This window comes from Citrobacter sp. GW821-FHT07H02 (assembly GCF_059418505.1).
In genome coordinates this window covers 1-25,467 of sequence record NZ_JBWKPZ010000004.1, presented here as the reverse complement: position 1 = coordinate 25,467, position 25,467 = coordinate 1, and the positions used below count along the sequence as shown (strand labels likewise).

Here is a 25,467-nt window from a genome sequence, read left to right as displayed (position 1 = left end):
TGACATTCTTTTCTGAGTAAATCTGATTATGCACCATGTTGTCTCAGCAACCACCAATCCCGCCAAAATTCAGGCAATTCTGCAGGCATTTAACGAGATCTTCGGCGAAGGATCCTGCCATATTGAATCCGTCTCCGTCGAGAGCGGGGTACCAGAACAGCCCTTTGGAAGTCCGGAAACGCGTGCTGGCGCACGAAATCGCGTAGAAAACGCGCGCGCCCTACGCCCGCAAGCTGACTTTTGGGTCGCCATTGAAGCGGGTATTGATGAGGGCAGTACATTCAGTTGGGTCGTTATCGAAAACCGAGAACAGCGCGGGGAATCACGCTCAGCCACTCTGCCGTTACCTACTGTCATTCTGGAGAAAGTTCAGGCAGGAGACGCGCTCGGTCCGGTGATGTCTCACTATACCGGCATTGATGAGATTGGGCGTAAAGAGGGGGCGATTGGCGTGTTTACCGCCGGGACGTTAACGCGCGCCAGCGTCTATCATCAGGCGGTGATTCTGGCGTTAAGTCCGTTCCATAATGCGGTGTATCAATAGCATTTTGCCTGGTGGCGCACAGCGTTAAGGCCTACAAAATGGCCATAATTCGCCACAGGCCGCCATCCGGCAATCAACCGTCAGCCGTTTTTCAGCAGTACCTGCTCCAGCCACTGGCGCAGTTCAACCGGCGCAGACTTAAGGCTGTTCGAACCGCGCGTGATCGTCGCGATCCCCGCCCCCAGTTCGTTTTTCAGCTCACGCTGGCTCATCTCGCCGCGCAACAGCTCTTCAACGATACGCACGCGCGTTCCCAGCGCTTCACGCTCGTCCGGCGTCATCATCAAACTCAGTAGTGGAAGATGTAGATCTTGCTCATAGGCGCGTTTTAACAGCTCAACAAAACGTAACCATTCCTGGTGACGTTGCTCTGCCATCGCAGCTGAATAGGGAGATTGCTGGGTCATAAAATATCGCCATATTGCTGGGGGAAACGAACTCGCTTCCCCTGATTGTACTCTTTAACGAGTACGATAGCATAACACAACCGAAGCGATCAGTAACGGCGCTGCCATTCTGTGTCACTCATCAACGTCGGCTTACCGCCCATGAAGTAGCGATAGTAAGCATCATAAGCGAGGACATTCTTCACATAGCCACGCGTTTCAGAAAAGGGAATGCTTTCCACAAACGCAACGGCATCAATGCGCCCGGCGCTATTACCAAGCCAGGTACGTACGCGACCCGGCCCGGCGTTATAAGCCGCAGAGGAGAAGATGCGGTTATTGCCAAACTGCTGGTACACATACTGTAAGTAGCTGGTGCCAATATTGATATTGGTTTCCGGGTCTAACAGTTGGTTCGGACTGCTGTACCCCGGAATGGAGAACATTTTCACCGTATGCGTTGCCGTGCCCGGCATGATTTGCATCAAACCGCTGGCCCCCACCGGGGATTTCACCTTCGGATTCCACGCGCTTTCCTGACGCGCAATGGCCATCGCGTAGCTCTGCGGAACATCTTTGCTGCTGGTATAGCGTGTGAAGAGATCTTTATAGGCCAGCGGGAAACGCTCTTCCAGATGATCCCACAACTTACCGGCGATCGTCGCCTGCACGCTGAGATCCCACCAGTGGTTGTTGAATGCATAACGTGCCAGCTGTGCCTGTTCGGATTTGGTTTTGCTGCTCACCAGATTCGCCCATTCGCTACGCGCGGTGTTGTCCATATTCCAGTACATCAGTTCCCTGACCCGCGCCATTTCTGGCCCCTGCGTCAGCGCCGAATCAACATTATCAGGCGCTTTATCGATTTTCAGGACGTACTCTTCATCTAAACGCTGTGCTGCCACCATTGGGTAGAAACCACGTTGCTGCATCAGCGCATGCAGGATCTCTTTCGCCTCCGCATCGCGGCCCCGCTCCAGCAACAGGTCGGCCTGCCAGTAACGCCACTCGTCTTTTTCCTTGGCTTCCATGGGCAGACGCGCCAGCCAGGTGTTCAGCCCCCGGCGATCGCCATTTCCTAACGCCATACGGACACGACGCTCGACTAACGTCGTCGACTGCGATCGCATAATGGCGTCATCACGCCATTTCGCCTGTTCATCGGTGACATCATTGCCCATCAGTCGCCACGCGACGATGTCACGCAACTCCTGAGTTTGATCCTCATTCAGCTGTTGCGCCTGCACCAGAGAAGGGATCATCAGTCGGGCATTCTCAACATCCTGACGCGCCACGCTGGCAAAGGCGACCGCCGCCATTTGACGGGTAAAATCGGTCGCATCGGTGGTGCGTGCAAATGTCATCACGCTGTTGGGATCATTCGCCAGAGAGATAATGGCAGAGGCAATCGTCTGGTATTCTGCGGGCATCTGTCCGGCCAGCACCGTCACCAGCCCCGTGTTGCCCGCCTTCATCGCCAGCCGGATACGCTCTAAATAGGCCAACGGATCCTGCGTGCCGGAAGCCCGCCATACGCTAAATAATTTGTCACAGGCATTCGGCTGGCTTTTCCCCGTCAACCAGAGTTCTTTTGCTCCACTCCATGCTTCTTCGGGTTGTCCGGTATTCCATTTTGCGTAGTAATAATTGCATTGCGCTTCTGTGGTGCCGGGTTTCTCCGGGCTGAATGCCAGAAGCCCTCGCCAGTCTTCACGTCGCGCCAGCTCATTCACAAAACGTGATTGCAACGTGCGGGCCGGAGGCAGCGTCGGATTCGCGCGGACAAAGTTGGTGACCGTCACGGCGGGTTGATTCATCAAGTCGTCAGTGATCTGACGGTATTCAAGGTAGGGGTACAGCGGGTAATTCTTCAGTCCTGGTATCATCTGATCAACGACATCCATCTGTCGGTTATCCCAGGCCTGTTTAATTTGCGCATAGCGGTTACGCTGTTCGTCCAGTGAATCAGCCCTTGCCACGCTACTCACCGTCAGCAGGCATACGCTGGTCGCCAGAAGACGCCAGGTAAATTGTTTGGCTTTGTCCACAAGCTCTTCCTCTAATCAATGTGCGTCAATGCGGCTTCATGCCACGTAATAAATTTATGCTAACCAGTCATTAGCATTTGCGCCACGTTGAGGACACTTTTTTACTTTTACTGCGAGTGAGATCTGCTAGCTGGGATTGGAAAGTGAAAACAGCTACACTTCGCCTTTGAAAACTCTTATTCATCACGATAAACATAGAGGCGAAGTCCAACGTGGCTCAATTCGTTTATACCATGCATCGTGTCGGCAAAGTGGTTCCGCCGAAACGTCACATTCTGAAAAACATTTCTCTGAGCTTCTTCCCTGGCGCTAAGATCGGCGTACTGGGCCTGAACGGTGCCGGTAAGTCAACCCTGTTGCGCATTATGGCTGGCATCGATACCGATATCGAAGGCGAAGCGCGCCCACAGCCTGGCACTAAAATTGGCTATCTGCCGCAGGAACCGAAGCTGAACCCGGAACACACCGTTCGCGAGTCTATCGAAGAAGCGGTTGCCGAAGTGGTTAACGCACTGAAAGGTCTGGATGAGGTGTACGCGAAGTACGCTGAACCGGACGCTGATTTTGACAAGCTGGCTGCGCAACAGGGTAAATTTGAAGAAATTATCCAGGCGCATGATGGCCACAACCTGAACGTACAGCTGGAACGCGCTGCTGATGCACTGCGTCTGCCAGACTGGGATGCGAAAGTGGCTACCCTTTCCGGTGGTGAACGTCGCCGTGTAGCGCTCTGCCGTCTGCTGCTGGAAAAACCAGACATGCTGCTGCTCGACGAACCGACCAACCACCTGGATGCCGAATCCGTGGCCTGGCTGGAACGCTTCCTGCACGACTTCGAAGGCACTGTCGTGGCGATTACCCACGACCGTTACTTCCTCGATAACGTTGCCGGTTGGATCCTCGAACTGGACCGCGGCGAAGGTATCCCGTGGGAAGGCAACTACTCTTCCTGGCTGGAGCAGAAAGACCAGCGTCTGGCGCAGGAAGCCTCTCAGGAAGCGGCTCGCCGTAAATCCATTGAGAAAGAGCTGGAGTGGGTGCGTCAGGGCGCGAAAGGCCGCCAGTCCAAAGGCAAAGCTCGTCTGGCACGCTTTGAAGAGCTGAACAGCGCCGAATACCAGAAACGTAACGAAACCAACGAACTGTTTATTCCACCTGGACCGCGTCTGGGCGATAAGGTCGTTGAAGTCAGTAACCTGCGTAAGTCTTACGGCGATCGCGTACTGATCGACGATCTGAGTTTCTCCGTACCGAAAGGGGCGATTGTCGGCATCATCGGTCCGAACGGCGCGGGTAAATCCACGCTGTTCCGTATGATGTCCGGTCAGGAGCAGCCAGATAGCGGCACTATCACGCTGGGCGAAACCGTGAAGCTGGCCTCTGTTGACCAGTTCCGTGATGCGATGGATAACAGCAAAACCGTATGGGAAGAAGTTTCCGGCGGGCTGGATATCATGAAGATCGGCAACACCGAGATGCCAAGCCGCGCCTACGTTGGCCGCTTTAACTTTAAAGGTGTTGATCAGGGCAAACGCGTCGGCGAACTCTCCGGCGGTGAGCGCGGTCGTCTGCACCTGGCGAAGCTGCTGCAGGTTGGCGGCAACATGCTGCTGCTCGATGAACCGACCAACGACCTGGATATCGAAACCCTGCGCGCACTGGAAAACGCCTTACTGGAATTCCCGGGTTGCGCCATGGTTATCTCGCACGACCGTTGGTTCCTCGACCGTATCGCTACCCACATTCTGGATTATCAGGATGAAGGTAAGATCGAATTCTTCGAAGGTAACTTCACCGAATACGAAGAGTATAAGAAACGCACGCTGGGCGCAGACGCGCTGGAGCCGAAGCGTATCAAGTACAAGCGTATCGCGAAGTAATCTGAATGGCCCTCTTCGGAGGGCCATTTTTTTATCCCCGCTCGCCCATCAGCTCTTTGACCAGTTCCACACAACGCAGGAACCGCGAGTCATAGTCCGCTTCTTCGACGTGCACAAACTCAATATTGTTCTTCTCAAGCATCGATACCAGTAGCGTCTGAAACTCTTTGCGATCGACCGAACTCCCCAGGCTACGCAAACCGTCAGCCACCCACGGCGTGTTGTTTTCCAGCAGGATCACCAAATCGAAACGGTATTCATCAATCAATGCCTGTACGAAAGGATGTTCGCGTCCCTCATACTTTTTGCAGAACGCCTGGGTCGTGACAAAGTCCGTATCGACAAATGCCACTTTATTAGCGTATTTGACAGCAAAATCAATGTATTGCGCGTGACCAAGGGCAATTTTGTCATAATCGGAATATTGCAATGCCATCTCATCGCCGCCGAGGTGAGAAAAGACGTAATCACGCCCATATTCCCATGCACTGGTGGTATTGAAGATGTTGGCAAGTTTATTCACCAGCGTCGATTTACCACTCGACTCTCCCCCCAGTACCGCCACGGTGCGCACAAAAAACGGTTTCACTTCGGTGGGAATGTATTCCCAGTAGCGGAACGGGTTTTCACGAATTTGCGCCCCGCTGATGCTCATAAAGGTCCGTTTCGGATCCACCAGTACGGTTTCAATACCCAGATGCTCAAGAAACCGCGGGGCGTCGTTCTCTTCGGAAGTGTATATCCAGTTTGGCTGAATACCTTTTTCTTCCATGAACGTCTTAATGCCGTTGCTCCAGACATCCCAGCCATGCGGATACGGTTCCATGCCCGCCTCATCAAAAGCATGGATACGGATGTTCTTTTGATACTTAAAGGTCTGTAATAACCAACGCAGACGATCGGAAACCGTCGGCTGCTGGGACATCGCGCTATCTTCGAACAAGGCGCGGTCACGCGCGTCGTCATAGCCCATGATGATATGAAGTTCGTCCACCTGGCTACAGGCGCGCTGAATCAAATAGATATGCCCGGTGTGCAAGGGGTAAAATTTACCAAACACCACACCGATATTTTTCTGCATACGGGGGAATTCCAGCCCCAGAAAACGATGCAATGCCTCCAGCTTTTGCGCGCTGGGACTTTTAATCTTGGCATTCAGCAACTGACTTAAATACCCCTTGGTCATTCCGCTGGAATCGGCCACCTGCTGCAATGTGCAGCCTTTTTTCTTAATGGCGGTTTTTAAGTAGTCGAATGCTGACAAAGGTGCCTCCTGCTGAAAAAAATCGTAGGCCGGATAAGGCATCGCTGCCATCCGGCGCTTTCACCACCCCATCCCTGATGGCGCTACGCTTTTCAGGCCCGGGAGGTGAGTACATATAGGCAATTATAAGTCGTCAAACACGCTTAACGCATCTGAGAGTTTTTTGACACCGAAGAGTTGCATCCCTTCCGGCACTTTTTTCGGGACATTGGCCGCCGGGACGATGGCGCGGCGGAAACCGTGTTTCGCCGCCTCGGAAATACGTTCCTGGCCGCTCGGCACGGGGCGAATTTCCCCCGCCAGACCGACTTCGCCAAACACCACCAGATCCTGTGGCAATGGCCTGTCGCGCAGGCTGGACACCATCGCCAGCAGCAACGCCAGGTCCGCGCTGGTTTCCGTCACTTTGACACCGCCCACCACGTTAACGAATACATCCTGGTCGGCCATCTGCAGACCGCCATGACGATGCAGGACCGCCAGCAAAATGGCCAGGCGATTCTGTTCCAGTCCAACGGCTACGCGACGCGGGTTTGCCATCATTGAGTGATCGACCAGCGCCTGAATCTCCACCAGCAGAGGACGCGTGCCTTCCCAGACCACCATCACCGAACTGCCAGAGGTCACTTCATCACCGCGGCTTAAGAAAATCGCGGAAGGGTTACTGACTTCCCGCAGCCCCTGCTCGGTCATCGCAAAAACGCCCAGTTCGTTGACGGCGCCAAAACGGTTCTTATGGCTGCGCAACGTCCGAAAACGGGAGTCGGCATCGCCATCGAGCAACACGGAACAGTCGATACAGTGTTCCAGTACCTTTGGCCCTGCCAGTGAACCGTCTTTCGTCACGTGGCCGACCATCACGATAGCGACACCGCGTGTTTTGGCAAACCGTGTCAGATAAGCCGCCGTTTCACGAACCTGCGCAACGCTGCCCGGCGAAGACTGAATATCCGCCATGTGCATCACCTGAATGGAGTCGATGACCATCAGTTTTGGTTGTTCTTCTTCGGCAATCAGGCAGATCTGTTCAATACTGGTCTCCGACAGCATATTCAGATTCGCTGTCGGCAGGCCGAGCCGATGGGCACGCATCGCCACCTGCTGCAAAGACTCTTCCCCGGTGACGTACAGGGTTTTCATCTGTTCCGCCAGCTTGCACAGCGTTTGCAGCAGCAGCGTAGATTTCCCCGCGCCGGGGTTCCCCCCAATCAGAATGGCGCTGCCGGGCACGACACCACCGCCCAGCACACGGTCAAACTCTTTAAAACCAGTCGAAAAACGTGGCAGTTCTTCAAGACTGATATCCGCCAGCTTCTGCACTTTTGCCACGCCAGCATTACCGGCATAGCCGCTGAGCCGCTCGTTACGCGCCACCGTCGGTGATGCCGCAAGGCGTACCTCAGTGATGGTGTTCCAGGCGTTGCAAGCGCTACATTGCCCCTGCCAGCGCGGATAATCGGCCCCGCATTCATTACAAACAAAGGCGCGTTTTGGAGCTTTTGCCACGGTTTACCTCGTTATTTCTGATTCATGCTGCCAGAGAGAATGCAGAACACCCCCATCAGATCGGCATGACGGATAGTCACTTCCGTCTTTTCATTCACTTTCGGCTTGGCGTGGTACGCAATACCCAGCCCTGCCGCTTTGATCATCGGCAGATCGTTGGCACCATCGCCGATCGCCACGGTCTGCGCTGGCGGGATCTCATACTCCTGCGCAAGGCGTGCCAGCGTATTGGCTTTGTACTGCGCATCAACGATATCGCCAATCACATTCCCCGTGAATTTTCCGTCCATGATCTCCAGCTCGTTCGCCACCACCGCCGACAAGCGTAATTTGTCGCGCAGATATTCCGCGAAGAAAGTGAACCCGCCAGAGGCGATAGCCACTTTCCAGCCCAGCGTTTCCAGCTTCAGCACCAGCTGTGTCAGACCCGGCATCAGAGGCAGGTTTTCACGAACCTGGCGTAGAATATCGGCATCCGCGCCTTTCAGCGTCGCCACGCGGCTACGCAGGCTGGCGGTAAAATCCAGTTCCCCACGCATCGCCCGTTCGGTCACTTCCGCCACCATCTCACCCGTACCGGCCAGCTTCGCGATTTCGTCAATGCATTCAATCTGGATCGCGGTGGAATCCATGTCCATCACCAGCAGACCAGGCTTACGCAGGTGCGGGATCTTGCCCAGCGGGGCGACATCCAGTTTTGCATCGTGCGCCAGTTTTGTGGCGCGCGGCGTTAATGAACCCGCCAGACGAATAACCTGATAATCCTCGACGCACCAGGCGGCGACAATTACCATCGCCGCCCCCAGCTTGCTCTGGTATTGCGTCAGGCGCTGCTTGTCCAGCCCGCGACCATACAGCAGCCAGCCACTACGGCCTGCGTGGTAATCGAGTGGCATCACCTCGTCACCACTTAATGAGAGGGGCAAACCTGGCCACAGAGAGACATCTTCAGGCAGGTCGCACCAGGTAATGTTAGGCATTAAAGCTCCTGTAAAATCGTACGGGTCGGGAAACATCCAGGGGAAAATAACGCATGAGGCTACCCTGTAACCATCGCTTCTGGCAACATTAAGCCTCAAATTTTCAGCAGGTGGAATATGGCTCGCGCAAAACTCAAATTCCGGCTTCATCGTGCAGTGATTGTCTTGTTCTGTCTCGCACTGCTTGTCGCGCTGATGCAGGGTGCGTCCTGGTTCAGTCAAAACCATCAGCGACAACGAAATCCGCAACTGGAAGAACTGGCTCGTACGCTGGCACATCAGGTGACACTCAACATCGCACCGTTAATGCGCACCGAAACGCCAGATGAAAAACGTATCGCCATTGTACTCCGCCAGCTCACTGAAGAGAGCCGAATTCTGGATGCCGGAGTTTACGATGAGCAAGGCGATCTCATTACCCGTGCAGGCGAAAGCGTTAATGTGCGCGACAGGCTGGCGCTGGACGGTAAAAAAGCCGGCGGCTATTTTAACCAGCAGATAGTCGAACCTATTCAGGGGAAGAATGGTCCACTGGGTTATCTGCGTCTGACGCTCGACACGCACACCTTAGCCACCGAAGCGAAGCAGGTCGATAACACCACCAATATTCTACGCCTGATGCTGCTCTTGTCACTGGCTATTGGCGTGGTATTAACCCGAACGCTTCTGCAGGGCAAACGCACGCGCTGGCAACAATCCCCCTTCCTGCTTACCGCCAGTAAGTCCGTACCCGAAGAGGATGAGAACGAGAAAAAGGATCCGTAAGTCGCGAAAGTGCAGCGCCAGTACGTTAGCATTAATATAGACGTCAGTTATAGAAAGGAAATCTGCCATGTCGACACTACGCTTACTTATCTCAGACTCTTACGATCCCTGGTTCAACCTCGCGGTCGAAGAGTGTATTTTCCGCCAGATGCCTGCCACTCAGCGCGTTTTGTTCCTGTGGCGTAACGCGGATACGGTGGTTATTGGCCGGGCGCAAAATCCGTGGAAGGAGTGCAATACCCGGCGCATGGAGGAAGACAACGTCCGTCTGGCGCGCCGTAGCAGCGGCGGTGGCGCGGTATTCCACGATCTCGGCAATACCTGTTTTACCTTTATGGCGGGGAAGCCGGAATACGACAAAACCATTTCAACGGCCATTGTGCTTCAGGCATTAAATTCACTCGGCGTTACCGCTGATGCATCCGGGCGCAATGACCTGATCGTTAAAACCCCCGATGGGGAGCGCAAAGTGTCCGGCTCCGCCTATCGTGAAACAAAAGATCGTGGTTTTCATCATGGCACATTGTTGCTCAACGCCGACCTGAGTCGCCTGGCGAACTATCTGAATCCGGATAAGAAGAAGCTTGAAGCCAAAGGGATTACCTCCGTGCGTGCGCGCGTCGCAAATCTGGTCGAGCTGTTGCCGGGCATTACCCACGCTCAGGTGTGCGAGGCGATAACCGACGCCTTTTTCGCCCACTATGGTGAGCGTGTGGAAGCGGAAATTATTTCACCGGATAAAGCGCCAGACCTACCAAACTTTGCCGAAACCTTTGCCCGTCAAAGCAGTTGGGAATGGAACTTTGGCCAGGCGCCGGCGTTTTCGCATCTGCTGGATGAACGCTTTAGCTGGGGTGGCGTGGAGTTGCACTTTGATGTTGAGAGAGGCCACATCACCCGTGCTCAGATCTTTACCGATAGTCTGAACCCGGCGCCACTGGAAGCGTTGGCGACTCGTTTGCAAGGCTGTCTGTATCGTTCAGATGTACTGCAACAGGCGTGTGATGCGCTGTTAGTGGATTTCCCGGAGCAGGAAAAATCGTTGCGGGAACTGTCGGCGTGGATTGCGAAGGCTGTTCGATAATATCAATGCGGTTTTGTAGGCCGGGTAAGGCGAAGCCGCCACCCGGCTTTTTTGCCCGGTGGCGCTACGCTTACCGGGCCTACACTGCCCTGAACGAAAATTACTCTTTATCGCCCAGCAGTACAGATTCCAGCGCAATCTTAATCATATCGTTGAAGGTCGTCTGACGCTCAGCTGCAGTGGTCTGCTCGTGGGTACGGATATGGTCGGATACGGTGCAGATGGTCAGCGCTTTCGCACCAAACTCGGCTGCCACGCCGTAAATGCCCGCCGCTTCCATTTCCACACCCAGAATGCCGTATTTTTCCATCACGTCGAACATTTCGCCGTCCGGAGAGTAGAACAGGTCTGCAGAGAACAGGTTGCCAACGCGAGCGTCAACGCCCAGGGCTTTTGCTGCGTCAACCGCGTTGCGCACCATGCCGAAATCGGCAATCGCGGCAAAATCATGATCTTTGAAACGGATACGGTTAACTTTGGAATCGGTGCAGGCCCCCATACCGATCACTACATCACGCAGTTTGACATCAGTACGTACTGCGCCGCAGGAACCGACACGAATGATTTTCTTCACGCCGAAATCGGTGATCAGCTCTTTGGTATAGATTGAGCAGGACGGGATACCCATACCGTGACCCATGACGGAGATCTTACGACCTTTATACGTCCCGGTGAAACCCAGCATGCCGCGAACGTTATTTACTTCACGAACATCTTCGAGGAAAGTTTCAGCAATGTGCTTCGCACGCAGCGGGTCGCCCGGCATCAAAACTACGTCTGCGAAATCGCCCATTTCTGCATTAATGTGTGGGGTAGCCATCGTTATATCCTTCTAAATTGTTTATGCCTGATGGCGGCCACGCCTAATCAGGCCTACAAAAATAAGGCCCGGTGAGCAAATGCGACCGGGCGTTCAATTACAGCATATTTTTGCCGTAGTCCATTGCAGACGTGCCGAAATAGCTTGCCAGCGTTTGGCCAATATCCGCGAACGTTTCACGGTGGCCAAGCGAACCTGGTTTCACTTTCGGACCATAAACCAGTACCGGAATGTGCTCACGAGTATGGTCGGTGCCCTGCCAGCTTGGATCACAACCGTGGTCAGCGGTCAGGATCAGAAGGTCATCTTCCCCTACCAGCTCCATCAGTTCCGGCAAGCGGCGGTCAAACAGTTCCAGACCCGCAGCATACCCTGCGATATCGCGACGGTGGCCCCAGGAAGAGTCAAAATCAACAAAGTTGGTAAAGACGATAGTCTTGTCACCCGCCTCTTTCATCTCTTTCAGGGTCGCGTCAAACAACGCATCCAGTCCTGTGGCTTTCACTTTTTTGGTGATACCGCAGTTGGCATAGATATCCGCGATTTTACCCACGGAAACCACATGACCGTCTTTCTCCTCGACCAGTTTTTGCAACACGGTCGGCGCTGGCGGTTCAACAGCCAGATCGTGACGGTTACCGGTACGCTGGAAGTTGCCGGCTTTGTCGCCGATAAACGGACGCGCGATAACACGGCCAATGTTGTAGCCACCTTCGGTCAGCTCTTCACGGGCGATTTCGCACAGTTCGTACAGACGATCCAGACCAAAGGTCTCTTCGTGGCAGGCAATCTGGAACACAGAGTCAGCGGAGGTGTAGAAAATCGGCTTGCCGGTTTTCATATGCTCTTCGCCCAACTGGTCCAGAATCACTGTGCCGGAAGAGTGGCAGTTGCCCAGATAGCCCGGCAAATTGCCGCGTTTCACCAGCTTATCCAGCAGTTCCTGCGGGAAGCTGTTGTCGTGGTCGCTGAAGTAACCCCAGTCAAATAAAACCGGCACGCCAGCGATTTCCCAGTGCCCCGACGGGGTATCTTTACCGGAAGAGAGTTCATGCGCCCACGCATAGGCACCAATCACTTCCGCGTTGCCATCCATCCCGGCAGCGATTTTACCCGTAGAGCCTTCGTGCGCTTTCGCCAGACCCAGACGGGTCAGGTTAGGTAAATTCAGTGGGCCTTTACGACCATTATCAGCCTCGCCATTGGCACAGGCTTCAGCAATATGGCCCAGAGTGTCGGAACCTACGTCGCCGAAGCGATCCGCATCTTCAGTTGCACCAATACCAAAGGAGTCCAGCACCATAATAAATGCACGTTTCATCTTGTTCTCCATACATCTTGCGCTGCAAAAAAGCGATCAGATCAGTATATCGCTATTCGGTGATTCGACGATACACTGTCGGTGTAATTTCAGGCGCTTCGTTGTCAAGTCTGATTGCCGCTTTGACCGCTTTCGCCGCCTCTTGCCAACTGGCCTCATCTTTCGCGTGGATCACCGCCAGCGGGCGTTGTCCATCAACACTGTCACCCAGTCGCGCCATGTCGGTAAAACCAACACTGTAATCAATAGTGTCCGATGCCTGACGGCGACCGCCGCCCATCGACACCACCGCCATGCCAAGCGCGCGGGTATCCATTGCGCCAACAAACCCTTCGCTGTCAGCGTATACCGCTTTACTCAGCATCGCAGTCGGCAGGTATTTTGCGTAGTTTTCGACGAAATCAGTCGGCCCTTTCTGCGCCGCAACCATACGACCAAAGATGTCGGCCGCTTTACCGTTATCCAGCACCGCCTGCAGTTTTGCACGCGCGTCTGCATCATCACTGGCCAGCTTGCCAGAGATCAGCATCTCTACGCACAGCGCCATCGTGACGTCAAACAGACGTGGATTGCGATATTCCCCGGTCAGGAACTGCACCGCTTCACGCACTTCTACCGCGTTACCTGCGCTGGAAGCCAGCACCTGGTTCATGTCAGTCAGCAGCGCCGTAGTCCGCACTCCCGCGCCATTGGCCACCCCGACGATCGCTTCTGCCAACGCGGCAGAAAGCTCATAGGTTGGCATAAAGGCGCCGCTACCCACTTTGACATCCATGACCAGCGCATCCAGCCCTTCCGCCAGTTTTTTGGCCAGAATAGACGCGGTAATCAATGGGATGGAGTCCACGGTCGCGGTAATGTCGCGCGTGGCATAAAAACGTTTATCCGCAGGTGCAAGCGAGCTGGTTTGCCCAATTATCGCCACACCCACGTCTTTAATAATTTCACGGAAACGGGCGTCATCCGGGAAGATGTCAAACCCCGGGATCGCTTCCAGTTTGTCGAGCGTACCGCCGGTATGACCGAGGCCACGCCCGGAGATCATTGGAATGTAGCCCCCACAGGCTGCCACCATCGGCCCCAACATCAGGGAGGTCACGTCGCCTACGCCGCCAGTAGAGTGTTTATCAACAATCGGGCCATTCAGATTCAGGCTTTTCCAGTCCAGTACGGTTCCTGAATCCCGCATCGCCATGGTCAGCGAGACGCGTTCTGGCATTGTCATATCGTGGAAGAAAATGGTCATCGCCAGGGCGGCAATCTGCCCTTCAGAGATGGTGTTGTCACGAATCCCGTTAATAAAGAAACGAATTTCTTCATCACTCAGCGCGTGGCCATCACGTTTTTTACGAATAATTTCTTGTGCGAGAAACAAGGTAACCTCCATGAGGAAAAGAGTTTGCAGGCGGTTTTGCCGGATGGCGGCTAACGCCTTATACGGCCTACGGTGATATGTCGTAGGCCTGATAAGCGAAGCGCCATCAGGCACTTAGCACCTTAGTAGCTGCTTGCGCTTTTGCCGTCGCCGTGGCCGAGTGCTTTCAGCAGGCTCGCCAGCAGGCTGGATGCGCCGAAACGGTAGTGACGAGAGTCAGCCCAGTCAGCGCCAAACAGTTCGTCGGCAATCGCCAGGAACTGCTGCGCGTCTTCAGCCGTACGTACGCCACCTGCCGGTTTGAAGCCAACCGTTTTGGCAACGCCCATATCACGAATGACTTCCATCATGATGCGCGCGCTTTCCGGCGTCGCGTTTACCGGCACTTTACCGGTAGAGGTTTTGATGAAATCCGCACCGGCTTTGATGGAGATTTCAGACGCTTTACGGATCAACGCTTCTTCTTTCAGTTCACCGGTTTCGATGATCACTTTCAGCAAAACGTTAGCCGCCGCGCAGGCATCTTTACAGGCTTTAACCAGATCAAAACCGACCTGCTCATTGCCCGCGATCAGCGCGCGGTACGGGAACACCACGTCCACTTCATCCGCACCGTAGGCGATTGCCGCACGAGTTTCCGCCAGCGCGATGTCGATATCGTCGTTACCGTGCGGGAAGTTAGTCACCGTCGCGATACGGATATCCGGCGTGCCCTGCGCATTCAGGGTTTTACGCGCAATAGGAATAAAACGCGGGTAGATGCAGATAGCAGCCGTGTTGCCGACCAGGGTTTTCGCCTGATGACACAGCGCGATCACTTTTTCATTGGTGTCGTCGTCGTTCAGGGTGGTCAGGTCCATCAGTTTCAGCGCGCGAAGGCTGCTTGCTTTTAAATCGGTCATTTGATTCTCCAACGGCATCGCCGTATAAAATTTCACCTTGCGGGTTTGTTAGTATTCTAACATTCAACCGCTATTACACTTCGATATACATCACAGTTAATGAAAACTACGTACAAATTTGCATTACTCTAATGAGATCAACTTCAAATAAATGACCTTTTCAGGCCCCACGAGAATGCGACAGGCGCATCAGGATCAAAAGCCATCGTGGCGTAACTTTCTACAATGGCGCTAAACCTTCGGTACAAAAAGGAAACGAAGATGCCTGTTTCAAGCGAAACCGCCCTGCAACAACGTTGCCAACACATCGTGGCCAGCCCGGTGCTCAGCCCTGAACAAAAACGCCATTTCCTGGCGCTGGAGGCCGAGAACAACTTGCCTTATCCGGCGCTCCCCGCGGATGCCCGCCAGGCGCTGGATGACGGCGTTATTTGCGATATGTTTGAAGGACATGCCCCCTTCAAACCCCGCTATGTATTGCCTGATTATGCGCGTTTTCTGGCTAACGGTTCACAGTGGCTGGAGCTGGAAGGGGCGCAGGATTTAGATGACGCATTATCCTTGCTCACCATTCTGTACCACCATGTGCCCTCGGTAACATCGATGCCGGTCTTCCTTGGTCAGCTTGATACGCTGCTGCAACCATATGTTAGAATTCTAACACAAGAAGAGATCGACATTCGAATAAAACGTTTCTGGCGCTATCTCGACAGAACCCTTCCTGATGCGTTTATGCATGCCAATATTGGCCCTGCTGATACCCCTGTCACGCGTGCGATTTTACGCGCAGACGCAGAGTTAAAGCAGGTAGCACCTAATCTGACGTTTATTTATGATCCGCAAATCACCCCGGATGATTTGCTGCTGGAGGTTGCGAAAAATATTTGTGAATGCAGCAAACCTCATATTTCCAACGGCCCCGAAAATGATAAAATTTTCACAAAAGGCGGTTATGGCGTCGTCAGCTGTTACAACTCTTTACCTCTTGCGGGAGGCGGCAGCACACTGGTCAGGCTTAACCTGAAAGCCGTTGCAGAGCGCAGCACTTCTGTCGATGACTTCTTTACGCGCACGCTACCGCACTACTGCCAGCAACAAATTTCCATCATTGATGCCCGCTGTGACTTCCTCTACGAAAAATCACATTTCTTTGAGAATAGCTTCCTCGTGCAGGAAGGGTTGATCGATCCACAACGTTTTGTGCCCATGTTTGGTATGTATGGTCTGGCGGAAGCCGTCAATCTGCTGTGTGAAAAAGCAGGGTTGAAAGCGCGGTATGGGAAAGATGAGGCCGCGAACGCGCTGGGTTATCGCATCAGTGAGCAACTGGCTGGGTTTGTCGAAAGTACACCGGTGAAACACGGCTGGAAGCAAAGAGCGATGCTGCATGCGCAATCAGGCATCAGTTCAGATATCGGCACCACGCCGGGCGCGCGTCTGCCCTATGGCGACGAACCGGATCCCATCACCCATCTGCAAACCGTCGCGCCGCACCATGCGTGGTATCACTCCGGGATCAGCGACATCCTGACGCTGGATGAAACCATCAAACGTAATCCGCAGGCGCTGGTACAGCTTTGTCTTGGCGCGTTCAAAGCGGGTATGCGTGAATTTACCGCCAACGTCAGCGGCAACGATCTAGTACGCGTCACAGGTTATATGGTGCGTTTGTCAGACCTGGAAAAATACCGCGCCGAAGGCTCCCGTACCAACACCACCTGGCTGGGAGAGGAAGCCGCACGCAATACACGTATTCTGGAACGACAACCTCGCGTAATAAGCCATGAACAGCAGATGCGCTTCGGTAAGTAAGGTTATCCCATTCTCCTGCGTGGACGGGCCAGGCAGTCGTCTGGCCCTGTTTTTACAGGGATGTAATCTGCGCTGTAAAAATTGTCACAATCCGTGGACGATGGGACGCTGTAATGATTGCGCAGAGTGTGTGTCTCACTGTCCGCACCAGGCGCTGAGTCTCGTTGCCGGGAAAGTGGTGTGGCAGGCTGATGTCTGTAAGCAGTGCGACACCTGTTTGCAGATGTGCCCACAACACGCCACGCCGATGGCGCAGACGATGAGTATTGACGAGGTATTACGTCATATCCGCAAAGCATCATTGTTCATCGAGGGCATCACCGTCAGCGGCGGCGAAGCCACAACGCAGTTACCGTTTATTCTGCAACTGTTTGCGGCCGTCAAAGCCGATCCGCACCTGCGTCATCTGAGTTGTCTGGTCGACAGTAACGGTATGTTGAGCGAAACCGGCTGGGAGAAATTACTCCCGCTGTGTGACGGGGTCATGCTTGACCTTAAAGCGTGGGATAACGCGTGTCACCAACGGCTTACAGGGCGGGATAATGCGCGGGTTAAGCGCAGCATTATGCTGCTGGCAGAGCGCGGTAAACTGGCGGAACTGCGCCTGCTGGTCATTCCCGGTCAGGTTGATTATTTGCAACAGATAGACCCGCTGGCGGCATTTATCTCTACTCTGGGAAATGTTCCCATCCGATTAAATGCTTTCCACGCCCACGGAGTGTATGGCGAAGCCAGAAACTGGCCGAGCGCAACGCCGGACGACGTGGAGGCCCTGGCGAGCGCCTTACAGGATCGCGGCGTGAATAACCTGATTTTCCCGGCGCTGTATCTTTAAATTGCCGGATGGCGACGCAGAGCGTCTTATCCGGCCTACAGGTACAGCGCGTTCACAAGCCACTATCCGGCAATCAGAGATGAAAAAGCGCCGTCGTATTACGATACAGCGCATCGGCAATCACCTCTTCAGGCTCCGGGCGCAATTCGCATAACACCTCAAACACTCTGACGGCCTGTTCCGGACGATTCGGCTGTCCCTGAAAACCGTTCAGCGGCATGTCCGGCGCATCCGTTTCCAGCAGTAAAGCGTCCAGCGGCAGCCGTGCCATAACGTCACGCGTTTTGCTGGCGCGAGGATACGTAATGGTGCCTCCCACGCCAATCTTATAGCCCAGTTGAACAAAGCGCTCTGCCTGTTGCAGGCTACCTGAGAAACCGTGTATCACGCCGGTTCGTGGCAAATTCTGGCGCTTAAGATGCATCGCCAGCGTGTCGTGCGTGCGACGAGAGTGGAGGATCACTGGCAGGCAATAGCGTTTCGCCAGTTTCAGTTGCGCCTCCAGCAGGTACTCTTGCCTTGCGAACTGAGGATCGTCCCGGTAAAGATCCAGGCCAATCTCCCCTACCGCCACCACTTTCTGTGGGCGTTTCTCCAGGATCTGTTGGAGCTGATCCAGACAATGGTCAGCGTGATGTTCAATGACAATAGGGTGCAGACCGAGTGCGGCAAACAGCGGCGGGAACTGTTCCGCCAGCGCCAGCACACGTGAGAAGTTCGCCGACTCCGTTGCCGGGACGATGATTTTCCCGACGCCAGCATCTGCAGCGCGCTGAATACTGGCCACTTCATCGCCGCAAAAAGGCGGAAAATCAAAATGACAGTGCGTATCGATAAAACACCGGGTCACGCCAGATCCTCACTGTTGAACGATGTGTCATTGGCCTGCGGCGCACCACTCACGGTTTTCACATGCGCATCGTTAGCCACCGGAGCGGCTGGCACCACCACCCTTCCTGGAACCACAAGCTTCGGCGTATGGCGGATTAACGGCGGGTTTTCCGCCAGCAGTTTCCCCACCGTCGCCAGGAAATATCGCCCGCAAAGACGCCCGGTTTTGTAATCTTCACGCAGTGCCGGAATGCGACTCCCCAGCGCCATGCTTTGTAAAGGCTTTGGCGGGTAGATCTCAAAGATACGTAATTTACCCGGCGGCTTTTCTATAAAGCGCTGAATTGCGCTGTAACTGGCTTCGTGGTGCTTCACCAGATTGACCAGCGGTTGCAAACTACTTTCCCCCAGCCAGCGCTCCATGCGCTTAAACCATTGTGGCGTATAGTACATCTGCGAAGGGACGGTGCGGATCACCACCAGCGTTTTTGCCCCTTGCTTTGCTGCTTCACGAACAGGGATCGCATCGCTGACGCCGCCATCCAGATAGCTGATGCCATCGAGTTCGACGCCCGTTCGGTAGAATCCTGGAATGGCGCTGGAGGCGCGAAGAAGATCGAGCCAGTTTTGTTTCGTTGGCGAAAAATAGACCGGCGAGTAGTCATCGCCGCGACAGGCACACATGTAAAACTTTTTCCCCATTTCAAACAACTGCGACGCGTTATCCAGTGCCAGAGGCATCTGTCCGGCGCTCGACTCCACCAGCCAGTCGAGATCGATGAGATTTCCCCCGCGCACAAAGCGCACCGGATCAAAGAATTCGCGCTTCGTGGTGTAACGCATAATGATTTTGCGCCCATAGCCGGGCTGATTGCAGAGGTAAGCCGAGAGGTTTTGCGCCCCTGCGGAAGTGCCGAAGTAGAGATCAAAGGGGTTGAACTGCGCGCGCATGAACTCATCCAGCACCCCAGCGGTAAAAATCCCCCGCTGCCCCCCACCTTCGCACACCAGCGCCATGCTGCCTGGGCGGAATGTGTTGATTGTTAACGGCGCTATATTGCCGAGCGTGACGGGTATTCGCTGCCCCACCTCTGCCTTCCTGTTCTTTTTGTATTATAGAGCGACAAAGTAACGCAATTTTGCCTGTGCTAAAACCGTAAAAGCCAGTCCGCTAGACTGGCTTAGTATCAACAAAACGTTACGGATTAAGCGCTAGGGTCGTTTACGGCCCATAAACAGGCTGATCAGGAACAGGATAATCCCTACGACGAAGACAATTTTCGCTGCCCCTGCAGCGGTGCCGGCCAGTCCACCAAACCCCAAAGCGGCGGCAATTAACGCGATAACCAGAAATATAATGCCCCAACGAAACATAAGCCTCTCCTTTACCCTAGTTAATGTCGACCGCTTGAGATGAGCGCTCAGGCTGCTCATTTGCGATAGTTTGAGTGTGGTGCACAGTGCGCCTCCCGACAAAGTCAGGAGGGCAAATTACGAAGAATTACTGAGTTTTCAGATCATTTTTGACGCTTTTCACGCCATCAACCGCTTTGGCGATACTTTCAGCACGCTCGATTTGCGCCTGAGAATCGACGGTACCGGAGAGCTGAACCACGCCATCGGTGGTCTCGACTTTCACTTTACGGGAGGGAACGGTGTCATCAGCCAGCAGCTTCGCTTTGATCTCGCTGGTGGTTGCCGTATCGCCTGCGTAGCCTTTCACGGAATCTGATTTGCTGTCACGAACATGAAGTTTGTCGCTGACGGAGCTCACGCCCTCAATGCCTTTTGCAACTTTGACAGCTTCTTCTGCCTGCGCCTGGCTTTCGACAAACCCACTGAGGGTCACCACTTTCTGGTCGGTTTTGACGGAGATATCGGTGCTCTTAATGCTTTCGTGGTCCACCAGTGCGGCTTTCACTTTCGCAGTGATGGTGCTGTCATCCATGAAATTACCGACTTTATTCATAGAGCTATCGATCTTTTGCCCTGCGCTTTCAGCCCCGGATTGCGCCTTATCCATCGTAGAGGTTTCTGCAAATGCAGAGCCTGTCGCGACAGCGGAGGTCAACATAACGGCCAGCAGAGTTTTAGAAATCTTAAGTCTTGTCATAGTCATCGATTTATTCCTGTATGGTTTGCTCATAATTTGAGCTAAGGCAACACGAGGCTGCATTGCTGAATGTGGTGAAAATCACCCAGTTCAGAAGTCAATGGCAGAGATCACAATCAGCAACTCTTATGATGAAGCTCTGCCCTGGTAGCTTCTGAGTCAGTTTTTAATATCGTGATTTAAATTAGTGACAGTTTTAACAACCAACATTGACAAACCAGGCAGTCGTAAAAACCGTCAAAAATGTCATCACTTTGTTAAATATAGATCACAATCGCAAAATCGCTTGCTGAAGCGGTTAAAAAACAGGCAATCATAAGGAAAACAGAGGGATTTAAGAACATTCCGCAACGGGGGAAGAAGAGGGAAAACGTCGCAGAGCGCGGAGATACCGCGCTCTGGAAGGTAGATTAGTGCTCGCGGGTTTTACGGAACCGAACGTCAGGGTAACGTTCCTGCGTCAGGTTCAGGTTGACCATCGTTGGGGCGATATAGGTGAGGTTATCACCACCATCCAGCGCCAGCTGGATTTCGTTTTTACGTTTGAACTCTTCGAATTTCTTCACGTCAGAACATTCGACCCAGCGTGCGGTCGCCACGTTCACCGATTCGTAAATCGCTTCTACGTTGTATTCACTCTTCAGACGCGCAACGACTACGTCAAACTGCAGCACACCGACCGCGCCGACGATCAGATCGTTGTTGGCGATAGGACGGAAAACCTGCACCGCGCCCTCTTCAGAGAGCTGGACCAGACCTTTCAGCAGCTGTTTTTGCTTGAGCGGATCTTTCAGGCGAATACGGCGGAACAGTTCCGGCGCGAAGTTCGGGATACCCGTGAACTTCATCATTTCGCCCTGGGTGAAGGTATCGCCAATCTGGATGGTGCCGTGGTTGTGCAGACCGATGATGTCGCCAGGGTAGGCTTCTTCAACGTGCGAACGGTCACCCGCCATAAAGGTCAGCGCATCGGAGATCACCACGTCTTTTCCAATACGCACCTGGCGCAGCTTCATGCCCTTTTCGTATTTACCTGAAACGACACGCATAAAGGCAACGCGGTCACGGTGTTTCGGGTCCATGTTGGCCTGAATTTTAAAGACGAAACCGGTGAATTTCTCTTCTGAGGCTTCCACCAGACGGGAGTCAGTTTTGCGCGGCATCGGTTGTGGCGCCCATTCCACCAGACCGTCCAGCATGTGATCCACGCCGAAGTTCCCCAGTGCGGTACCGAAGAACACCGGCGTGATTTCGCCCGCCAGGAACAGCTCATGATCGAATTCGTGAGATGCGCCTTTGACCAGCTCCAGCTCATCGCGCAGTTGTTGCGCCAGCTCTTCACCGACTGCGGTATCCAGATCCGGGTTATCCAGACCTTTCACGATGCGCACTTCCTGGATGGTGTGACCTTTACCGGTCTGGTACAGATAGGTTTCGTCTTTATAGAGGTGGTAAACGCCCTTGAACAGCTTACCGCAGCCAATCGGCCAGGTAATTGGCGCACAGGCGATTTTCAGCTCGCGCTCCACTTCATCCATCACTTCCATCGGATCACGGATGTCACGGTCGAGTTTGTTCATAAAGGTGAGGATCGGCGTATCACGCAGACGGGTCACTTCCATCAGCTTACGGGTACGGTCTTCTACACCTTTCGCGGCGTCGATCACCATCAGGCAGCAGTCAACCGCCGTCAGCGTACGATACGTATCTTCCGAGAAGTCTTCGTGCCCTGGGGTGTCCAGCAGGTTTACCAGACAATCATGATACGGAAACTGCATCACAGAGGTGGTAATAGAGATACCACGCTGCTTTTCCATCTCCATCCAGTCTGATTTCGCATGCTGACTGGAGCCACGACCTTTTACAGTACCGGCGGTCTGGATAGCCTGTCCGAACAACAACACCTTTTCGGTGATAGTAGTTTTACCAGCATCCGGGTGAGAAATAATGGCAAAAGTGCGGCGTTTGGCCACCTCTTGCAGATAAGGAGACAACGTCATAGTCAAATCTTCTTAGGTAAGCACGGCTAAGGCCGCGCATGTTGAATACGAAAAATGCGGCTATTTTACCCATCAACAGGGGGGAGGCAATCAGTGTTTACACAGGAGCTGCTCCAGTTCGCTTAATGACGTCACCGTCCAGGTCGGTTCAATGCCTGCAGGCTGGTCACGATGATGTGCGTTCAACCAGCAGGTGGATAGCCCGGAATTGATACCACCAAGAATATCGGACTCTGCGGTATCGCCTACCATCAGCACGCGAGAACGGTCAGGATTGTCCGCCTGCTCCAGCGCATAATCAAAAATACGCGGGTCAGGTTTCGCCACGCCAACCTGTTCAGAGATGACCAACAGATCAAAATAGTCGCGCAGTCCGGTACGCTCAAGGCGAATTTGCTGCAACGCGGTAAATCCATTGGTAATAATGCCAATTTTCGTTTTACCGCGAATGGCGTTGAGCAGCGAGACAGCCCCCGGTAACGGCGAACAAATTTCCGCCATCGCATTAATAAATGCGTCATTAAGCTGGCCCGACGGCACATTCAAACGTTCAGCCCAGTCCAGGAAACGCGCGTGTTGCAACTGTAATGAGGTAATCGCACCGTTTTGATAATCCACCCACAGAGGTTTATTGACGGCCTGGTAGTCCTGAAAATCTTCAGCGGTAAAGGTCACGCTATAGTCGAGAAACATCCGCTGTAAGCCGGTGAAGGAATCGAACGTAAACAGCGTTTCATCGGCATCAAAGAAAATCCAGTCCCACTTCATCATTACACCTTGCCTCTTTTTTACATACTTATAGGAAGTGCCATTATGACGGCGTCCTCACGCCCGTCCGCCGTCGGATAATAGTTGCGGCGGATCGTTGCCTCGTTAAAGCCTAAGCTTTCATACAGCGCGATGGCGGCAACGTTAGAGGCGCGGACTTCCAGCCATAGCGTCAGAATGCCGCGTTTTTCCAGTTCATCGATAAGATGTTCCAGCAGCGCCCGTCCCAGTCCCCGACGTTGAAAATCCGGGTCGACGGCAATATTAAACAACGTCGCTTCATCCAGTACGACCTGCGTAATGGCAAAAGCCGCCAGCCTCCCGTCTACCGTCAATTGATAGTTGAGGTAGCGTTCGCCCTGATTACTGGCAAAAGTGTGTTCGCTCCACGGAAACGCATGGGCGCGTTTTTCAATCTGAAAGGCTGCGGGGAGATCAGTCGGATTGAGGGTAGAAATCGTGTTCATATGCGCAGATTTGTTGCCATAGTGCGGCGCGTGCCGTTGGGTTTACCCGAATTTCATTAAACGCAGGAGTTGAGACCTGTGCGCCTTCCAGTAACAGCGGTTCTTCAGTCCCCAGTCGCCAGCTGTTGCAGCGACTCCCCTGCGGTAGCATCGTGACGCGGTCAGGCGTCAGTTGCAGTACCTGGTCCGGGCTGAGAGTCAACGCGCGTAAAATATCGCTCATCAGCGGGTCATTCAGCGCCGGTAAGTCCGCGCCAACCATGACCAGACGAACGTGCGCAGGAATTGAAATCGCGATCTCGCCCTGCAGCGCACCAGGGCGGCGCAGCGACCACTGCGTAATGCCCAGTTGCTGTAACTGCCAGTCTCGTCGGGATGTCATAGCGAAACGCTCCTGTCTGTCAGGGGCGCAAATATAGCAAATTCGTCGAAACTGCGCCAACAAACAACTATAATCGCCGCCTGGAACAATAGAGGAATTTTTCATGTCTGCTTTTACCCCGGCAAGTGAAGTCTTGCTACGTCACAGTGATGATTTCGAACAAAGCCGTATTCTGTTTGCCGGAGATTTGCAGGATGACCTGCCTGCCCGCTTCGAAAGTGCCGCCAGCCGCGTGCATACTCAACAGTTTCACCACTGGCAGGTGTTGAGCCGCCAGATGGGTGACAACGCGCGTTTTAGCCTGGTGGCGGAAGCCAGCGATGTCGCCGACTGCGACACATTCATCTACTACTGGCCGAAGAACAAACCGGAAGCGCAGTTTCAGCTGATGAACATATTGTCACTGCTGCCTGTCGGCACGGACATTTTCGTGGTGGGTGAAAACCGTAGCGGTGTTCGCAGCGCAGAGCAGATGCTGGCCGAATACGCGCCGTTGAATAAAGTCGATAGCGCGCGCCGCTGCGGCCTGTACCACGGTCGTCTGGAAAAACAGCCGGTCTTTAATGCCGATGCATTCTGGGGTGAATATACTTGCGAAGGGCTTACCATTAAAACCCTGCCTGGCGTGTTTAGCCGTGACGGTCTGGATGTCGGCAGCCAGCTTTTGCTCTCAACGTTGACGCCACACACCAAAGGCAAAGTTCTGGATGTTGGCTGTGGCGCAGGCGTGCTGTCTGTCGCATTAGCAAGCCACTCTCCGAAAGTGCGTCTGACCCTGTGTGATGTTTCCGCGCCTGCGGTTGAAGCCAGCCGTGCAACGCTTGCAGCGAACGGCATTGAAGGTGACGTATTTGCCAGCAATGTGTTCTCGGAAGTGACGGGTCGTTTTGACATGATCATCTCCAACCCGCCTTTCCATGATGGTGTACAGACCAGTCTTGACGCTGCACAAACGTTAATTCGCGGCGCCGTTCGCCATTTGAACAGCGGCGGAGAGTTGCGGATTGTCGCCAATGCCTTCCTGCCGTATCCAAAAGTGCTGGATGAGACGTTTGGCTTCCACGAAGTCATCGCACAAACCGGCCGCTTTAAGGTATACCGCACGGTGATGACCCGTCAGGCGAAGAAGGCCTGATTTACTAAATGTGAAGACCGGACCTGATGCTTGCATCTGTCATCCGGTCGCCACAGGCCAGGCCATTTTTACAGCAATCAATTCGTCCCACGTAATTAACTATTGACGAACAGCTGAAAACCACTAGAATGCGCCTCCGTGGTAGTGATTCTTTTTTTAAGAATCGATGGTATGCGAAGGTGGCGGAATTGGTAGACGCGCTAGCTTCAGGTGTTAGTGTCCTTACGGACGTGGGGGTTCAAGTCCCCC

The 25,467-nt window shown here is 53.8% G+C and carries 24 protein-coding genes; 7 read left to right on the top strand and 17 right to left on the bottom strand.

Going from position 1 to position 25,467, the window contains the following annotated elements:
* The first annotated feature begins 28 nt into the window (after positions 1-28).
* Entirely contained in the window at positions 29-544 is a 516-nt protein-coding gene (gene yjjX, locus AC07NP_RS07115; protein WP_494660000.1) for an inosine/xanthosine triphosphatase, read from the top strand.
* Positions 545-624: 80 nt separating this feature from the next.
* On the opposite strand, the gene trpR is transcribed toward yjjX, so the two are convergent.
* Positions 625-951: a trp operon repressor gene (gene trpR / locus AC07NP_RS07110; protein WP_192610991.1), complete on the bottom strand. Its 327-nt coding sequence runs from the start codon at positions 949-951 to the stop codon at positions 625-627.
* Between the two features lie 89 nt (positions 952-1,040).
* Positions 1,041-2,978, bottom strand: coding sequence for a murein transglycosylase (gene sltY / locus AC07NP_RS07105; protein ID WP_494659999.1), 1,938 nt, complete (start codon positions 2,976-2,978; stop codon positions 1,041-1,043).
* Between the two features lie 212 nt (positions 2,979-3,190).
* On the opposite strand from sltY, the gene ettA reads away from it, so the two are divergent.
* Positions 3,191-4,858: an energy-dependent translational throttle protein EttA gene (ettA, locus tag AC07NP_RS07100; protein WP_203358996.1), complete on the top strand. Its 1,668-nt coding sequence runs from the start codon at positions 3,191-3,193 to the stop codon at positions 4,856-4,858.
* A 31-nt stretch (positions 4,859-4,889) separates the two neighbouring features.
* On the opposite strand, the gene nadR is transcribed toward ettA, so the two are convergent.
* From nadR to serB, 3 genes are all read right to left on the bottom strand, one after another.
* A complete protein-coding gene (gene nadR / locus AC07NP_RS07095) occupies positions 4,890-6,122 on the bottom strand; it encodes a multifunctional transcriptional regulator/nicotinamide-nucleotide adenylyltransferase/ribosylnicotinamide kinase NadR (RefSeq protein ID WP_494659998.1) in 1,233 nt (410 codons plus the stop codon).
* A 123-nt stretch (positions 6,123-6,245) separates the two neighbouring features.
* Positions 6,246-7,628, bottom strand: coding sequence for a DNA repair protein RadA (radA, locus tag AC07NP_RS07090; protein WP_494659997.1), 1,383 nt, complete (start codon positions 7,626-7,628; stop codon positions 6,246-6,248).
* 11 nt (positions 7,629-7,639) lie between these two features.
* A complete protein-coding gene (serB, locus tag AC07NP_RS07085) occupies positions 7,640-8,608 on the bottom strand; it encodes a phosphoserine phosphatase (RefSeq protein WP_192610986.1) in 969 nt (322 codons plus the stop codon).
* A 117-nt stretch (positions 8,609-8,725) separates the two neighbouring features.
* Between serB and AC07NP_RS07080 the strand changes: the two genes are divergently transcribed.
* Both AC07NP_RS07080 and lplA read left to right on the top strand, forming a co-directional pair.
* Entirely contained in the window at positions 8,726-9,373 is a 648-nt protein-coding gene (locus AC07NP_RS07080; RefSeq protein WP_276292901.1) for a YtjB family periplasmic protein, read from the top strand.
* 67 nt (positions 9,374-9,440) lie between these two features.
* Positions 9,441-10,457, top strand: a complete 1,017-nt coding sequence (gene lplA / locus AC07NP_RS07075) for a lipoate--protein ligase (protein ID WP_494659996.1) — start codon at positions 9,441-9,443, stop codon at positions 10,455-10,457.
* Between the two features lie 100 nt (positions 10,458-10,557).
* Here lplA and deoD read toward each other — a convergent pair whose 3' ends face one another.
* From deoD to deoC, 4 genes are all read right to left on the bottom strand, one after another.
* Positions 10,558-11,277: a purine-nucleoside phosphorylase gene (gene deoD, locus AC07NP_RS07070; protein ID WP_203359000.1), complete on the bottom strand. Its 720-nt coding sequence runs from the start codon at positions 11,275-11,277 to the stop codon at positions 10,558-10,560.
* A 97-nt stretch (positions 11,278-11,374) separates the two neighbouring features.
* The gene (gene deoB / locus AC07NP_RS07065; RefSeq protein ID WP_494659995.1) at positions 11,375-12,598 is read right to left on the bottom strand and encodes a phosphopentomutase; all 1,224 of its coding nucleotides are present in this window, start codon (positions 12,596-12,598) and stop codon (positions 11,375-11,377) included.
* Between the two features lie 52 nt (positions 12,599-12,650).
* On the bottom strand, positions 12,651-13,973 hold the full coding sequence (gene deoA, locus AC07NP_RS07060) for a thymidine phosphorylase (RefSeq protein ID WP_203359002.1): 1,323 nt from the start codon (positions 13,971-13,973) through the stop codon (positions 12,651-12,653).
* 122 nt (positions 13,974-14,095) lie between these two features.
* Positions 14,096-14,875 carry a deoxyribose-phosphate aldolase gene (gene deoC, locus AC07NP_RS07055; protein ID WP_494659994.1) on the bottom strand — a complete coding sequence of 260 codons (780 nt, stop codon included), beginning with the start codon at positions 14,873-14,875 and terminating at the stop codon, positions 14,096-14,098.
* Between the two features lie 261 nt (positions 14,876-15,136).
* Between deoC and AC07NP_RS07050 the strand changes: the two genes are divergently transcribed.
* A complete protein-coding gene (locus AC07NP_RS07050; protein ID WP_494659993.1) occupies positions 15,137-16,687 on the top strand; it encodes a YjjI family glycine radical enzyme in 1,551 nt (516 codons plus the stop codon).
* Positions 16,659-17,522, top strand: a complete 864-nt coding sequence (locus tag AC07NP_RS07045; protein ID WP_494659992.1) for a YjjW family glycine radical enzyme activase — start codon at positions 16,659-16,661, stop codon at positions 17,520-17,522. The genes AC07NP_RS07050 and AC07NP_RS07045 overlap by 29 nt, the downstream gene beginning before the upstream one ends.
* 73 nt (positions 17,523-17,595) lie before the next feature.
* Here the strand turns inward: AC07NP_RS07045 and AC07NP_RS07040 are convergent, their stop codons facing one another.
* The 8 genes from AC07NP_RS07040 to AC07NP_RS07005 all read right to left on the bottom strand — a co-directional run bounded on the left by AC07NP_RS07040 (position 17,596) and on the right by AC07NP_RS07005 (position 24,083).
* The gene (locus AC07NP_RS07040; RefSeq protein WP_494659991.1) at positions 17,596-18,372 is read right to left on the bottom strand and encodes a metal-dependent hydrolase; all 777 of its coding nucleotides are present in this window, start codon (positions 18,370-18,372) and stop codon (positions 17,596-17,598) included.
* On the bottom strand, positions 18,369-19,442 hold the full coding sequence (locus tag AC07NP_RS07035; RefSeq protein ID WP_494659990.1) for a patatin-like phospholipase family protein: 1,074 nt from the start codon (positions 19,440-19,442) through the stop codon (positions 18,369-18,371). The genes AC07NP_RS07040 and AC07NP_RS07035 overlap by 4 nt, the downstream gene beginning before the upstream one ends.
* Positions 19,443-19,565: 123 nt before the next feature.
* The gene (locus tag AC07NP_RS07030) at positions 19,566-19,727 is read right to left on the bottom strand and encodes a DUF1328 domain-containing protein (RefSeq protein WP_162380798.1); all 162 of its coding nucleotides are present in this window, start codon (positions 19,725-19,727) and stop codon (positions 19,566-19,568) included.
* Positions 19,728-19,854: 127 nt separating this feature from the next.
* On the bottom strand, positions 19,855-20,472 hold the full coding sequence (gene osmY / locus AC07NP_RS07025; protein ID WP_192610976.1) for a molecular chaperone OsmY: 618 nt from the start codon (positions 20,470-20,472) through the stop codon (positions 19,855-19,857).
* A gap of 404 nt (positions 20,473-20,876) precedes the next feature.
* Positions 20,877-22,466: a peptide chain release factor 3 gene (prfC, locus tag AC07NP_RS07020; protein WP_203359008.1), complete on the bottom strand. Its 1,590-nt coding sequence runs from the start codon at positions 22,464-22,466 to the stop codon at positions 20,877-20,879.
* A 90-nt stretch (positions 22,467-22,556) separates the two neighbouring features.
* Positions 22,557-23,234, bottom strand: coding sequence for a pyrimidine 5'-nucleotidase (yjjG, locus tag AC07NP_RS07015; protein ID WP_494660091.1), 678 nt, complete (start codon positions 23,232-23,234; stop codon positions 22,557-22,559).
* A gap of 20 nt (positions 23,235-23,254) precedes the next feature.
* Positions 23,255-23,701 carry a ribosomal protein S18-alanine N-acetyltransferase gene (rimI, locus tag AC07NP_RS07010; protein ID WP_192610974.1) on the bottom strand — a complete coding sequence of 149 codons (447 nt, stop codon included), beginning with the start codon at positions 23,699-23,701 and terminating at the stop codon, positions 23,255-23,257.
* A complete protein-coding gene (locus tag AC07NP_RS07005; protein ID WP_494659989.1) occupies positions 23,670-24,083 on the bottom strand; it encodes a DNA polymerase III subunit psi in 414 nt (137 codons plus the stop codon). The genes rimI and AC07NP_RS07005 overlap by 32 nt, the downstream gene beginning before the upstream one ends.
* Positions 24,084-24,186: 103 nt before the next feature.
* Here AC07NP_RS07005 and rsmC point away from each other — a divergent pair, with 103 nt between their 5' ends.
* The gene (gene rsmC, locus AC07NP_RS07000; protein WP_494659988.1) at positions 24,187-25,218 is read left to right on the top strand and encodes a 16S rRNA (guanine(1207)-N(2))-methyltransferase RsmC; all 1,032 of its coding nucleotides are present in this window, start codon (positions 24,187-24,189) and stop codon (positions 25,216-25,218) included.
* The last annotated feature ends 249 nt before the right edge of the window (positions 25,219-25,467 follow it).

What these genes read in the sequence shown, in the direction of transcription:
- yjjX (WP_494660000.1), top strand. Translation starts at nt 29, where the DNA reads ATGCACCATGTTGTCTCAGCAACCACCAATCCCGCCAAAATTCAGGCA.
- trpR (WP_192610991.1), bottom strand. Translation starts at nt 951, where the DNA reads ATGACCCAGCAATCTCCCTATTCAGCTGCGATGGCAGAGCAACGTCAC.
- serB (WP_192610986.1), bottom strand. Translation starts at nt 8,608, where the DNA reads ATGCCTAACATTACCTGGTGCGACCTGCCTGAAGATGTCTCTCTGTGG.
- AC07NP_RS07080 (WP_276292901.1), top strand. Translation starts at nt 8,726, where the DNA reads ATGGCTCGCGCAAAACTCAAATTCCGGCTTCATCGTGCAGTGATTGTC.
- lplA (WP_494659996.1), top strand. Translation starts at nt 9,441, where the DNA reads ATGTCGACACTACGCTTACTTATCTCAGACTCTTACGATCCCTGGTTC.
- deoD (WP_203359000.1), bottom strand. Translation starts at nt 11,277, where the DNA reads ATGGCTACCCCACACATTAATGCAGAAATGGGCGATTTCGCAGACGTA.
- deoB (WP_494659995.1), bottom strand. Translation starts at nt 12,598, where the DNA reads ATGAAACGTGCATTTATTATGGTGCTGGACTCCTTTGGTATTGGTGCA.
- deoC (WP_494659994.1), bottom strand. Translation starts at nt 14,875, where the DNA reads ATGACCGATTTAAAAGCAAGCAGCCTTCGCGCGCTGAAACTGATGGAC.
- AC07NP_RS07050 (WP_494659993.1), top strand. Translation starts at nt 15,137, where the DNA reads ATGCCTGTTTCAAGCGAAACCGCCCTGCAACAACGTTGCCAACACATC.
- AC07NP_RS07045 (WP_494659992.1), top strand. Translation starts at nt 16,659, where the DNA reads ATGAACAGCAGATGCGCTTCGGTAAGTAAGGTTATCCCATTCTCCTGC.
- AC07NP_RS07030 (WP_162380798.1), bottom strand. Translation starts at nt 19,727, where the DNA reads ATGTTTCGTTGGGGCATTATATTTCTGGTTATCGCGTTAATTGCCGCC.
- osmY (WP_192610976.1), bottom strand. Translation starts at nt 20,472, where the DNA reads ATGACTATGACAAGACTTAAGATTTCTAAAACTCTGCTGGCCGTTATG.
- prfC (WP_203359008.1), bottom strand. Translation starts at nt 22,466, where the DNA reads ATGACGTTGTCTCCTTATCTGCAAGAGGTGGCCAAACGCCGCACTTTT.
- yjjG (WP_494660091.1), bottom strand. Translation starts at nt 23,234, where the DNA reads ATGAAGTGGGACTGGATTTTCTTTGATGCCGATGAAACGCTGTTTACG.
- rimI (WP_192610974.1), bottom strand. Translation starts at nt 23,701, where the DNA reads ATGAACACGATTTCTACCCTCAATCCGACTGATCTCCCCGCAGCCTTT.
- AC07NP_RS07005 (WP_494659989.1), bottom strand. Translation starts at nt 24,083, where the DNA reads ATGACATCCCGACGAGACTGGCAGTTACAGCAACTGGGCATTACGCAG.
- rsmC (WP_494659988.1), top strand. Translation starts at nt 24,187, where the DNA reads ATGTCTGCTTTTACCCCGGCAAGTGAAGTCTTGCTACGTCACAGTGAT.